Annotated in this window: 16 protein-coding genes; 14 read left to right on the top strand and 2 right to left on the bottom strand. The window is 59.6% G+C overall.

Annotation, left to right across the window (positions count from 1 at the left end; translation table 11 throughout):
- Positions 1 to 58: 58 nt before the first annotated feature.
- The 11 genes from BLV60_RS33435 (at position 59) to BLV60_RS34225 (ending at position 7,852) form a co-directional block, all read left to right on the top strand.
- A complete protein-coding gene (locus tag BLV60_RS33435; protein WP_093060040.1) occupies positions 59 to 706 on the top strand; it encodes a DUF4272 domain-containing protein in 648 nt (215 codons plus the stop codon).
- A 49-nt stretch (positions 707 to 755) separates the two neighbouring features.
- A complete protein-coding gene (locus BLV60_RS33430; protein ID WP_093060038.1) occupies positions 756 to 1,088 on the top strand; it encodes a hypothetical protein in 333 nt (110 codons plus the stop codon).
- Between the two features lie 173 nt (positions 1,089 to 1,261).
- Positions 1,262 to 2,287: a hypothetical protein gene (locus tag BLV60_RS33425; protein ID WP_093060036.1), complete on the top strand. Its 1,026-nt coding sequence runs from the start codon at positions 1,262 to 1,264 to the stop codon at positions 2,285 to 2,287.
- A gap of 135 nt (positions 2,288 to 2,422) precedes the next feature.
- Positions 2,423 to 2,800: a hypothetical protein gene (locus BLV60_RS33420; protein WP_093060034.1), complete on the top strand. Its 378-nt coding sequence runs from the start codon at positions 2,423 to 2,425 to the stop codon at positions 2,798 to 2,800.
- A gap of 92 nt (positions 2,801 to 2,892) precedes the next feature.
- Positions 2,893 to 3,675: a hypothetical protein gene (locus tag BLV60_RS34780; RefSeq protein WP_256329693.1), complete on the top strand. Its 783-nt coding sequence runs from the start codon at positions 2,893 to 2,895 to the stop codon at positions 3,673 to 3,675.
- A 147-nt stretch (positions 3,676 to 3,822) separates the two neighbouring features.
- On the top strand, positions 3,823 to 4,326 hold the full coding sequence (locus BLV60_RS33410; protein ID WP_093060032.1) for a hypothetical protein: 504 nt from the start codon (positions 3,823 to 3,825) through the stop codon (positions 4,324 to 4,326).
- 42 nt (positions 4,327 to 4,368) lie between these two features.
- A complete protein-coding gene (locus tag BLV60_RS33405) occupies positions 4,369 to 5,100 on the top strand; it encodes a hypothetical protein (RefSeq protein ID WP_093060030.1) in 732 nt (243 codons plus the stop codon).
- 411 nt (positions 5,101 to 5,511) lie between these two features.
- Positions 5,512 to 6,048 (top strand): 3'-5' exonuclease, encoded by a 537-nt coding sequence (locus tag BLV60_RS33400; protein WP_093060028.1) that lies wholly within the window; start codon positions 5,512 to 5,514, stop codon positions 6,046 to 6,048.
- A gap of 171 nt (positions 6,049 to 6,219) precedes the next feature.
- Positions 6,220 to 6,489: a hypothetical protein gene (locus tag BLV60_RS34230; protein ID WP_143042680.1), complete on the top strand. Its 270-nt coding sequence runs from the start codon at positions 6,220 to 6,222 to the stop codon at positions 6,487 to 6,489.
- A gap of 81 nt (positions 6,490 to 6,570) precedes the next feature.
- A complete protein-coding gene (locus tag BLV60_RS33395) occupies positions 6,571 to 6,981 on the top strand; it encodes a hypothetical protein (RefSeq protein ID WP_093060026.1) in 411 nt (136 codons plus the stop codon).
- Complete coding sequence (locus BLV60_RS34225; RefSeq protein ID WP_176929085.1) at positions 6,935 to 7,852, top strand: hypothetical protein; 918 nt, start codon at positions 6,935 to 6,937, stop codon at positions 7,850 to 7,852. Before BLV60_RS33395 ends, BLV60_RS34225 begins: the two co-directional genes overlap by 47 nt.
- A gap of 225 nt (positions 7,853 to 8,077) precedes the next feature.
- On the opposite strand, the gene BLV60_RS33390 is transcribed toward BLV60_RS34225, so the two are convergent.
- Positions 8,078 to 8,716: a TetR/AcrR family transcriptional regulator gene (locus BLV60_RS33390; RefSeq protein ID WP_093060024.1), complete on the bottom strand. Its 639-nt coding sequence runs from the start codon at positions 8,714 to 8,716 to the stop codon at positions 8,078 to 8,080.
- A gap of 96 nt (positions 8,717 to 8,812) precedes the next feature.
- On the opposite strand from BLV60_RS33390, the gene BLV60_RS33385 reads away from it, so the two are divergent.
- From BLV60_RS33385 to BLV60_RS33375, 3 genes are read left to right on the top strand one after another with little or no spacing between them, the layout of a single operon-like run.
- Entirely contained in the window at positions 8,813 to 9,706 is an 894-nt protein-coding gene (locus tag BLV60_RS33385; RefSeq protein WP_093060022.1) for an NAD(P)/FAD-dependent oxidoreductase, read from the top strand.
- A 52-nt stretch (positions 9,707 to 9,758) separates the two neighbouring features.
- On the top strand, positions 9,759 to 10,607 hold the full coding sequence (locus BLV60_RS33380; protein WP_256329692.1) for an alpha/beta fold hydrolase: 849 nt from the start codon (positions 9,759 to 9,761) through the stop codon (positions 10,605 to 10,607).
- Positions 10,608 to 10,638: 31 nt separating this feature from the next.
- A complete protein-coding gene (locus BLV60_RS33375; protein ID WP_093060020.1) occupies positions 10,639 to 11,502 on the top strand; it encodes a class I SAM-dependent methyltransferase in 864 nt (287 codons plus the stop codon).
- 183 nt (positions 11,503 to 11,685) lie between these two features.
- Here the strand turns inward: BLV60_RS33375 and BLV60_RS33370 are convergent, their stop codons facing one another.
- Positions 11,686 to 12,087 (bottom strand): hypothetical protein, encoded by a 402-nt coding sequence (locus tag BLV60_RS33370; RefSeq protein WP_093060018.1) that lies wholly within the window; start codon positions 12,085 to 12,087, stop codon positions 11,686 to 11,688.
- Between the last annotated feature and the right edge of the window lie 100 nt (positions 12,088 to 12,187).

Below are 12,187 nucleotides of genomic sequence, written 5' to 3'. Positions count from 1 at the left end.
GGAACAGACTTTCGAGGTCCGGCCCGAATTCGCGCCAAAGCAGACATAGGATGTCGAGATGGAAGAGATTGATTGCGAGCGCATAAAGTCCGATAACGAGGCGTTGATTCGCGCGCACGGCGGCGAGATATGCGACTGGCTGCCATTCCCAGACCAAGACACCACTGCACGTGATGGTCAAGCCGCTGCGCGTCGCGCTCTGGTCCTGAACGCGATGGTGCAAATTGCCTTCAAGGCACCCATTTCCGTCATTAAAGAGTGGATTGCTAGCAATGGCTTGGACGGAGAACTGTCGAGTTCTGAGCGGGCGATTCTCGACAAAGACGACGGTGACCTCACCGAGCAGGAGCGCACCAATCTCTACTGGTGTATCGAGGCTCTATGGGCGCTCGCCTGGGCAGCCGGCAAAGTTGAGCACCTCGCATTCAACAAGCCTGTCGGTCCTGAACTTGCGTCGCTGATGCCGAATCTGCGAGAGAACGAGCGTGGCGAAGCCTTCATGAGTCGAGCGAAGCTTCGACCTCGGCAAGAATTGTTCAGGATGACCGACCTCTACTACCGACTCCATTGGTGGACAAGGACAGCCCATTTGCACGGGGAACCTTCAGGAGATGTGAGCCTGGACATCGTGATGGAGCGACGCAAGGCTCTCGAATGGCTATTGAACGAAGACGGAAGTTGGGACGACGTCGAACTCAGCACTTAGTGACGGGTGCCGGCCAACACCAGTCATTCACTGTCAGCTACCGACGAAGATGAGCCGTGTGACCATTTCGACAGCGCCGTGCGATGCGTCCGCCTCGCTGGTGAGAGCCGTTCGCCGCATTACGAATCTCGGTATTCTCGAAGTGCGTGACCGTCTTTCCAACGGGGATCCCGTATTCGACCAGGAGCTTTTTGGCAACCGAACAGAAGACGTCTTTGCAAAAGCACGGGCGCTGCTTTCGGCCCTGGAGCAGGGCGGGCATCAACCTCTTGTCAGGGAGGCTGGTAGGCCAATCACGCCGCAGACCTTGCGAAACATCTTCCAAGCGTCAGACGAGGAGGCCCAGGAGCTTCGTCGGCTCGATGACTTGGGGCATGCGTAGGCGAAGGCAGAATTCGGCCAATTCCAGTCCTGCAATGCTGTGGCACGATTCGGTCCCAAATCCGACATCCAGCTTCGGCCAACGAGGAGAAGCGATGTTGGTCCTCTTGCACCCCCGAGGTGCGCCGATGGCAACGGGCGCGCGCGAAGACGCGGCGCTGGTAGACCGATCACATGTCTGACGCGTCGCCCAAGGCGGACTACGAGCCCGCGAAAATATTCAACGACCTGCAGAAGGACCTGGGCGCGCGTATCAGCTCGTTCATCAATCACCTGCTGGTGCTCGATGCTGGCATCCTGAGCATAACGATCAGCGCGTTCCTGGGCATACAGCCGCCCCGATTCGCGGTCGATGCCCTCGTTTCGCTGCGGACAGGCTGGTGGCTTCTGACGATCGCTCTGTTCTGTGCCCTGACCGCCGCGTTCTGTGTTCTGCTCGCGCAGACCCTCGTTCAGGACGCGCTGCGCAACTGGTACCGGGAGAAGTTCAAGGAGCCGGCGACGACGGCGGAATTGAAGGTGTTCGCGGGGCCGCCGCAAGCCAGATGCTGCGCATTCCCTGACGGACGCCGGCGATTGGCGCCTATGAACCACACGACACTGACCATGACGACATACCCGTTTGCGCCACGCCTGAATCCCGACGGAACGGCAAGACCAGAAAACGATGAGGAATTTCGCGAGCGGGTGATTGCCTGTCTCGAGCAACTCGACCCGAGGGATCGCGGCGCGCGCGCGGAGCGCCACATCTGGATGGGGAAACATCACGTTCGCGTCGACGGCCCCTATTGGGAGCGATCAGAAACATCGGGGGTGATGCAAGAAGCCCGCGGCAGCTACGTCCACGGCAATTTCATCGCGACGTTGGTCCTAGCCCTGGCCTACGTCGAGCACGTCATCAACGACGCGCTGCCGCCGCTACCGCCCAATAAGAAGACTCCGACGATGGCCGCAGCTATCAAGCAGGCGCGCGTGGCCGGGCTGTTCCCCGACGACCTGCTGGATGGGGCCGCCGTGCTGAGCGACTTCCGCAATCCGTTTATGCATCGCCGCGATCAGGACGACCCGGACACAATGAGCCAACGCGTTTGGAGTCGTAAATCTCATCCGAGGACGATCCTGGAACAGGACGCGCGCGACGCGCTGCAGGTCATGTACGGATTCTTCCGATACTCGTTCGACCCGCCGCTACAAACATGACCCGAGAATCCCACGCCGTCGTCCGCATCTGCAAGGCGAGCGCGTGCGGTAGGCTCGGGCTTCGATCGCGGTATGCGGCCCAGAACCGGGCATTGAACCGCCGCCCAGGATTTAGCGCCACATTTGCAGCGTGATATGAAAGTGCCTAACAACATCAAGATCGACACTGAGACCCAAACCTATGGTCGTCGCTTCGCGCACGGACAGTGCTCGGGATGCATAGATCAACACCAATTCTCAGAGAAGCTAGCCACGCTCGGTCTTGAAGTGGAAGAGCGCAACTACAGCATCAACGTGTCAGAGTTCGAGTGTCTGACATTCGAGTTCGAATGGGATACGGATGATCGTGTAAGCATTGAGGGAACCGCGGCTACAGATGCGGTTTTGCGAGCAAACGCATCTCGGCTTCACGACGTTCTGATCCGAGGAGGGATACGACACTGGATAGAGATCACCGACGATGTTCAGAATCGGCTTGAGTATCTGCATCATCAGTGGCCCGGCGTGGATTGAGGGCAGCACATCAATTGCTGCTGATTGCGGCGATTTTCAGTGGAGCGCTATGACCGCTTTGAGGAACGGTGACCGGCAGCTCAGGGCCCTTCGTGCCGACGACCCTTCCAGCTGCATTCGGCCAGAACCGGTCGTTCGACGGCGAGGCAGAATTTGCGCCGAAGAGCAACCACCCTCTATCGAATACGGAGAATCCCATTTCGTACCACGCCAAGGAATACGAAGTTTATGTCGTGCTCGGCGCACCTGGCGTGTTGCCATGGGCATGGTCGGTGTGGCGAGAGATTGCGCCGCTACTGTCCCCCTTTGTGGGCTCTCCTCGAGGAAAACCGTTTGTCCGTTCGAGCCAGACGATGGGCCTTGGAAAACAGCACCGGTCGGTGGCGTTCGGTCGAATGGGGTGGGACCAAAAGTCACACGCCAGTTGGACTCACGGTTCACCTACGAGCAGCCCCGACGCAGAGACTTGGAATTTCGTTGGAACCGAAGTCTGGGCGCCTTCTTGGAACGTGTGCGAGAAGAACCTCGAGGCTCCGGATTTCTACATGCACCTCCTTTGCGCGCCGCCCTGCAAGCAGGACCACTCACCTCAATTCAGCTCCATTCTCGTCGTCGCGTTCGCTGCGTCCTCCGCTGGTGCTCGCCGAGTCGAACTGCGTGCTGCGATGACCACCATTGCGAAGCTCCTGGACAGTCCCTTCTCGGTGTGGAAGCATCGCGCTTGGGGCATCCCGGTTGGCCTTTCCGGCGGCTTTCGGGACGCTGTGCAGGATTTCGGAGTCGGTTCCGGCCTCTTCAAGAATGCAGACCCTCACGAACGGCGGCTGGGCCTGGACACCTTCACCGAGACTTGGGCGACCCTCTACCAGAATTGAACAACCGGGACCTGCAACCGCGGACAGAATTCGGCCAGAACCGGCCGTTCACCGAGCCGGCACAATGCGGCCAAAAGCTGTCGCTCGGAGGCGCAGCAGCGTGCGGTCAGAAACGGCCGCTCAGCACCTGCACGCAGATTCGACGAGATGGATCTTTCGATCTTTGTGATTCGCATGGGAACGGAGGGCGTGATGAATTTGAGTTTGAACTTCGTCGACAACGGCACCCAGCACAACGACATCGTGCTGGAGTGGGAAGGAAAAAATTGGGTTTGCGATTCCTATTACCTGGCGCTAGACGATTACCTCCTGCCAGAAGTCGAAGATGTAGCGAAGATTCGAGCAGTGCTCTGGCGACTGTTGGAGCAATGGCTGGAAACTCTTAATGAGTTGCTCGTTGATGAGATTGCCTTCCTGCCGTATGACTTCTCGGACCAATACACCGGTTGGCTGCGCTGCACCCGTCGCCGAGAGGGATTCCTGGTTGAACGCGGATGGTCAAATGTTGAAGGGTGGTCTTTTGCACCATCAAGAATCGGTAGCCTGCTGCGTAGTCTTGACGAATTTCGTGCCGATGGATCGTCTGTCGAGTTGCCTACAGAAGGACTCTTGGAATCGATTCGCAAGTCTATGGCCCATGCTGCAAGCTAAGAGGCCACCAGAAGTGGCTGGCCTCGATCAAACGTACATCAGATGAAATTCAACGATCTTGCCCGCAAGGCCGCGAAAGGACCCGCCGCGCTGTCCTACGGTGGATCGGTTCATCCGGAAGACATGATTCGTTTTTCGCTGGCATATGGTGCTGAGGGTGCTGATGAAATTGAACGACTCTGCAAGCAGCATGGATGGCACGAAGACGGCTTACTAGAAAACGGCAAAAAAGTAGCGCCGCTCGCGCGCTGGGCTGTGGCTTGCATTGCCTACGGGCGGGGCGGCATCGCTTCGCTGCAGCGTTTGCTGAGCGATCGGTCACTCGCGACCTTTGCCGTCGCGGTTCTTACGGAAGTTCGCACCGAGCCTTGTGTTGCGGTGCTGCTGGACTACTGCCTGTCGACTACTCCGCTTTCGGACGAGCCAGACGATCCGTTTTGGCAAGCGCTCAGCGCGTTGAACTCTTTGACCAGCTTCGACGACGGGTTGGTCCCCACACACGAACAACGGGAGAAGTTGAGAAACCTGGTGATCGAGACATTCGTCGGTGCCACCACTCCATTTCAACAGACACTTTGCCTGTGTGCGTTAAGAGGGGCACCTATCGAAGGGTCACTGGAATGGGCGCAGGCCCAGACGGTGACCGACCCTGGTGTTATGCGTGCAAAAGCCGCCGCGATTAGGTCTCTACAGCGCCGTCTTTCTGGCTCGTTCAAAACGCCCGGTGCAGAGCGGAAGCGTCAGATCCGCAGGCAGCGAGCGCTTGATGTTTAGCGCTTCCGGCCAAGAGCTGACTTTCGAAGCGTTTGTCCACCGAGAGAAATAATGGGCCTCTGCACCCCTTTCACGAACTGCGCCGTCTGCAATGAACCGCTTGGATCCGAGCGCAGCGTCCTTGGATTTCCAGACCTCGTCCCGATGTTCTCGGATTTCGGGGACTTCTACGATGGATGCGCCCACCAAGATTGCATTGATAGGTGGACTAGGCGAGACGAGTTCGTCGCGTACTTCAACGGGCTAGTGGAGGCAAGCAGCCTAAATCCGTCGTGGCGCCTGGTAGTGCGGCCCTCGGGGACGGTGTGCTATCAACGCGACCTGCCAGAAGGGACATAGTCTGAGTTCGACCAACTGCGGACATTCGGTATGTCTCTACGCATGTAACCATGCCGTCACTTTGGGAGCAACTTGACCTACTTAATCGTCGACTTTGAAGCAACTTGCTCGGACACAGGGCAGGTAGCTCGCGAAGAAATGGAAATCATCGAAATCGGTGCTGTCGCTCTTTGGGGAAACGGTCCTGACATCCGCGGGGAATTTCAATCCTTTGTGAGGCCGGTGAGGAACCCCATGTTCACCGATTTCTGCAAGCGTCTGACCAAGATTCCGCAGAGGAAAGTTGATTCGGCAGAGCCGTTTCCCATTGTTCTGGAGAAGTTCTCTGCATGGATTGAATCCTTCGATGATTCAACTTTTTGCAGTTGGGGAGACTACGACAAGTATCAGTTGCAGCAGGACTGCTTGTTTCATGATGCTGCCTATCCGTTCGGGCCCAATCACATCAACATCAAGATGCGGTTTGCCGACAACGTGGGCTTGAAGAAGGCCTGCGGGTTGGAACAGGCTCTGCGACGAGTTGGCCTTTCTTTTCAAGGAACGCCCCACCGCGGCATTGACGATGCTCGCAACATGGCGAGCTTGGCTCCATACGTCTTCGTCCAGTGACCAACGCACCGCTGGAGTCTCGATTTCGGCCCCTTCGCGTAGACGCGGCGGCAGGCTACAGTCGGCCAGAACCGGTCGGTCGTTTCGTCAGGCAAACTTCGGCCAGAACTGGTCGAGATGGTTCAAATTTCTTCGCAACACTGATCTTCGTCGCGAAGCAGAGGATTGAATATGAAGTTCGACGGCAGCCCTGCTGAATTCATTCAGTTTTCCTATCCAGACGAACCAAATTGGTCAGAGGTCCCTGATGACGTGCTGGTCGAACTGGTCAAGACCTATTTTCAAGAGCCTTCCTGCGCGGGTCTGGCACTTGGACAACTGCGGGCACGCAGAAACACAAAAACTATCAACCTAGCGGAATGGCTTCTCCGCCAAGATGACGCGGACCAATGGCTGAAAGCCTCTGCCGCGGATGTCCTTGACTGCGACCGACGATCATGAACCCTCCACTGAGAACTGGGCTACCACAGACTACAGTCGGCCAGAAGCGGTCGGTCGCGTCACCAACCCACAAGTAATGAAATGGACGCTTTGCTGCACCTATTTGTCCGCGACGCCGAAGACGATGCGTTCGACCTGGAGCGAGAGATCGAGGCTGTTGCCTCACAGGCAGGCTGGGACGCGACGCTTGCGGAGTTGATGTTATTTTTGGCGAGGCCGGACAGAAAGGAGTTCTGGTACTCGGCTGCGGCGGTGTTGTACTGGGCCGTTAGCGATAGACGACCGCTTCCCATGTCTCCCGCTGACTGCATCGCGCGGCTGTATCGCTGCCTGGAGTTGCTTCCGAACCTTGGCGCCGACCTTCTTGGCGAAGGGGACAACCTCGTCTGGAGCATTGCGATCAAGCTCAAGGGATTGAGCTACGAAACATCCTGGCAGCCGCTTGATGACCCTGAAATCAAAGAGCGGCTTGCCGCACTTCGCCCCTCTTGAGCAACGGCTACAGTCGGCCACAAACGGACATTCAAACTTGATCATGAGCTTACTTGCACCAGTACCACTCTCTTGGTGTCTTGTTGCCGGCCTTAGCCTTCCTGTAGTGGCTATTGCTCAAGATCAAATGAGCCAACCGGGATACGAAAAATTCGATGCTGAACGAAGCATCGTGAAGCGGCACTTCTCCGGGGACTTGGAGTTGCGAGGTAAGTCCTTGACAGAGGCGCTCACATTGCTGATGCAGCAGCATTTTCTTTGCGGCATCGGCAGCGACGAAATTCCAGGGTTTGACCCTGAGCGATGGGGGTCACCCAGAAAGATTGCCTGCGTGCAGCGTCCATCATTTGATGAAGCGAATTGCAGGGGGTTAAGGCTATCTGTAAGAGGAAGTTGGCCCGTATCTAATTTGTCCCCAGAGCAAATCTACGACCAATTGGAGACATCGATAGTCAAGGGTTACAACGTGACATGTCCTTGGCCCCAAATGGTTTCGCTGCAATCTCTGATGATCGAGCGACCTAAGGCCGAGGTGAAGTTCGCAGCGTCAATAGAGCGATTAATGCTTGCAGGAAGATCGGCGCGCGAGGCCTACGGCCATTTCATGAAAGACCGCTTCAACTGTGGTTTACAAGTGGAGGAAGGAGCGGCAACGGCCGGCCAATCACCGCAACTGGTATGCGCCAGAACGCCCTCAAGGATCGCTGGGTGCTGGGAGGGGCGGGTGACGATGACTGTGCAGTGGCCTGACCCAGCCAAAATTTCTTCTAACGTGTTCCATCAAATGGATACGGCACGTGTCTCTACGATCAAGACGGAGTGTGCCATTCCCAACGATCTGGAAGATTCGAACAAGAGCCTCAAGGGCTAGTCACTGCTGCCCTGATCTGTCTGAATCAGCTCAAGGGAAGACCGCTATCGAGGAGGCGCTGTGACTGCAACGGGCCCGTTGCTGTCCTTCGACGGCTTGGGAAGCGGACCTTAGAACTCACCATCTTGGGCTCTTGAGCGGCGGCGGAATGCGGTTCAAGGTTCCGGCCTAAAAGCTTCGATTCACTTGCCGCCGCGTAATCGCGACCTTGCCACATTGTGGAGCCTACGCGCCGTAGGCCGCCATGAAGACCCGTACGGCCTCGCGAAGAAGAGCCCTGTTTTCCCGGGTATCCGGCATATCGAGCTTCAGCATTCCGCGGATGTGCCCGGAGCCCAGGAACATCGACAGGAACAGGTCCGCTGCCTGCAGCGGGTTCCGCACCTTCAGCGTGCCCGCCAAGTGGGCACGGCGCAGGTATGCAGCCAGCTCGCCGTTCGCACGCTCAGGGCCGTCCTTGTAGAACGCTCGGCAGGCTTCCGGCTGCGTCCCCGCGACGCCGTAGGCAGAGCGCAACGCGCCCAGTGCGTCCCCGCGCGCCAGTGCGAGAAACCGGGCGCCGATCGCCAGCAGCACCTTCTCCGGCTGACCCGGGTCCAGCGTCCCGGCGCCCGGGAAGTCAGCCACCACCGCTGCCGTCCTGTCGCGCACGACCGCCTGGAACAGCCCCTCCTTGGAGCCGAAGTTGCTGTACACGGTCATCTTGGAAACACCTGCGTCCGCGGCGATGGCATCCACGCTCGCACGCTCCAGGCCATGCTCGTTGAAGTGCCTTTGCGCCGCTTCCAGGATGCGCCGGCTGCGCTCGGGATCGCGTGGTCGTCCGCGTTGGGGCTTGGGAGCAGGAACTGGGGGGAGAGTCATGAGCGGATTTAGTGGACTTGACAGTTTACTATATCGGACATAAATTACTGTACTTGATAGTCCAATAATCAATCGACCCACACGGAGCCCATCACCATGAATGACGTCATCATCATCGGCGGCAGCTTTGCCGGCCTCGCCGCCGCCCTGCAACTCGGCCGTGCCCGCCGCAAGGTCACCGTTCTCGATACCGGCCGGCCGCGCAACCGCTTTGCCGGCCACTCGCATGGCCTGCTCGGCCACGATCACAAGCCACCTCTGGACATCCTGGCCGAGGCGCGGCAGCAGCTGGCGCGCTATCCAACGATCAGGCTGGTCAATGCCCGGGCCGAGAGCGTGTCTGGCGCCATCGACGATTTCTGCGTCGTCACTGACGATCAAGAAAGCCTCGGGGCGCGCCGCGTGATCCTGAGCTACGGCGTTGCCGACCAGATGCCTGAGGTTCCAGGCTTTGCCGAAAGCTGGGGCACGTCCATCGTGCCCTGCCCCTATTGCGACGGCTTTGAAGTCGCCGGCCGGCATTGGGGCCTCGTCTGGTCCGGCCCGCAATCGCACAGTCAGGCCAAGCTGTTCCGCGATTGGACCGACAAGTTGACTGTCTTCGCCGATGGTCACGACATCCCGCCCGATATCCAGGCCGATCTGGCGCGCCGCAACATACCTGTCATCGATGGCCGGATCGTCGAGATCGCCCATCACAAGGGCCATATCTCCACAGTCAATCTCGATACCGGCCGCAACGTCGCGGTCGACGTCCTGTTCGCCCATCCGCGCAACAAGCCGTCCGCAAGCCTGCATGAATCACTGGGCCTCGCCACGGTGGATACGCCCACCGGCATCGTTCTCAAGGTCGACGAGCGCCGCCAAACCAGCATGCCCGGCATCTACGCCGCCGGCGACCTGACCACGCCCTTCTTGCCCTCGGTCACCCAAGCATCGTCGCAGGGCGCGATGGCGGGAATCTTCGCCCAGCAATCGATGGTGGCTTGAGGGCATAGATCCGCACGCGGCGCCTGAGGAAACGCACTTTTAGAGAAGCCTGATGCACATGGACTTCGAACACGTCACCTTCGACCTGCCACACGGCACTTTTCACGCGCTGCAGGGTGGTGATCCCGATGCTCAGCCGACGCTTGTCTTGCACGGTTTCCCGGACCATCCGCCGACGGCGAAGCCCTTCCTTGCCGAGCTCGGTCGCCGTGGGCGTCACGTCGTCGCCCCCTGGCTTCGCGGTTACGCCCCGTCCCCGACCTCGGGACCGTTCGACATGGCTTCCCTCACCGGCGACGTGCTCGCGCTGATCGACCGCTGGTCTCCCGGGCGAGCCGTAGAGTTGATTGGTCACGACTGGGGCGGCGCGATCACATACGATGTCTGCGTCACCGCGCCGGAGCGGATCAAACGCGCAGTCACGCTGGCCTTCCCGCACCCACTGACATTTCTGAGCCAGCCGCGCCTCACTCAGCTACGCCGCAGCTGGTATATGGGGCTCTTCCAACTGCCGGGAAGCGGCTGGATCGCCAGCGCCCGAAATCTCGCCCTCATCGACCACTTATGGCGTCAGTGGTCGCCGGGCCTCTCGCTCGATCCAGCTGTCCAGGCGGAGCTACACGAGACCCTGCAGGCAAGCATGCCCGCGCCCTTGCGCTACTACAGGGGGCTGCTGCGGCCCGGCATGCTTGGGACGATGCGCCGCCTATCTCAGCCGATCACAACGCCCCTGCTGCAGCTCCACGGTTCCGACGACGGCTGCATCTTTCCGCAACAGGTCGACGACAGACATCGGTTCGCCAGCCCACACTCGCTGGAAGTCGTCCCTGACGTCGGCCACTTCCTGCACATCGAGGCCCCCGAGGCGATCGCGGAACGGATCGAGGCATGGGCCGAGTAGCGGATCACTCGTCCCAAGACAAGGAAACTGCATGACAGAGCAAAACGCTAATCAGATCGCTGACTGGAACGGCCAAAGCGGGGAGCGCTGGGTCGCCAACCAGGCTCGACTCGACGCCATGTTGGCGGTGTTTGGAAAGGCCGCGATCGAAGCAGCCGCGCCCGTGATGGGCGAGCGCGTGCTGGACGTCGGCTGCGGCGCGGGCGCGTCGAGTCTTGCTCTGGCCGCGCTCGTTGGCGCGGAGGGCCGAGTGTTGGGCGTGGACATATCCGCGCCGCTGATTGGACGAGCGCGCGCGCTTGCGCCACAAGATTCGACGGCCCTATTCCTAGTAGCCGACGCCAGCAGCGCCAAGCTGCCCGAGGGCGAGTTCGACATCCTGTTCTCGCGTTTCGGGGTTATGTTCTTCGACGATCCGGCAGGAGCGTTCGCCCACATGCGCCGGGCGCTCAAGCCGGGCGGGCGGGTCTCTTTTGTTTGCTGGCGGAGCGTGGCCGAGAACGATTGGATGCGCCTACCAATGGGCGCGATCAAGGGCATCGTCCCGTCGACCGCACAGCCCGACTCTGAAGCACCCGGCTCATTTTCTTTCGGCGATAAGGGGCGGGTGGCGCGCATCTTGACGGCGGCCGGCTTCACCGATATTTCCATCGCGCCCTTGGATGCCTCCATCCCGTTCGGCGAAGGCGGGACGCGGGACGCGGCGATTGAGGACGCGGTGGAGATGGCGTTCGAAGTTGGCCCCCTGTCGCGCGTGCTCGCTGATCAGTCCAACGACATCCGTGCCCGCGCTTCGGCCGCAGTTCGTGCCGCCTTTTCGGGCCAGCCCGGTGAGCGGTCGGTGATGATCGGCGGCGCGGCGTGGATCGTCATGGCGCGCAATCCGGCAAGCTGACAGGGATCAATAGGGAGACGCCCCGCTCGATGGAGTGGGGCGTCTTTGGCCGGTCCGATTGATGTCCCTTCTGGTTTGGTTGTTGACCGCCAAACTGGACAGTGCGCACGCGCTCACAAAGACACCGTTGTGAGGCAGCGACGAGTGACCGCTGCTGGCCGAACCTCGTCGCTGAAGGACCTGTCACCACAGACACTTGCCTACCTCGTCGTAGACCACGGCGCTTGGGATTTCTTTGAGCCAGTCCGCAATCCAGATGATGTGGTTCGTGAAGAGCTGGCTCTCGTCCTGTGCAAAAACAACGCGTATGCGATTGACGGGCGGGCCGCCAGGGAATTCGGCACCTGCCTCTTGCGCGAGCGCCGCATCTGCGGCGACTTCCGGACCGCTCTCGCATGTCACGGAAAAACTCCATGTTGGCCAGCGATAGAGCAGCCGGGGCACGTTCCGAAACGGCAAGCTGCTAGACGACACATCCGGCCGAGCGCTGTGTTCCCCCTGAAAGAGTCCGGTTAGCTTTGGCTCCAGGGCCTCCAACGGCTGGACGTCGTCGGCTGATGTGATGAATGCGTGAAGAGTAAGCATCGGTCAGGTGCAGGGGATAAATGGTTGAGGATTTCGGGGTGCGTCGCATTCACCGCCCCGGCTCCCCGCGAATTCTGACGCGCGGCCGACCGTCCGGTCA

Source organism: Variovorax sp. YR634, from assembly GCF_900106655.1.
Taxonomy (GTDB): Bacteria; Pseudomonadota; Gammaproteobacteria; order Burkholderiales; family Burkholderiaceae_C; genus Variovorax.
This window is presented reverse-complemented; position numbering and strand designations above follow the sequence as displayed.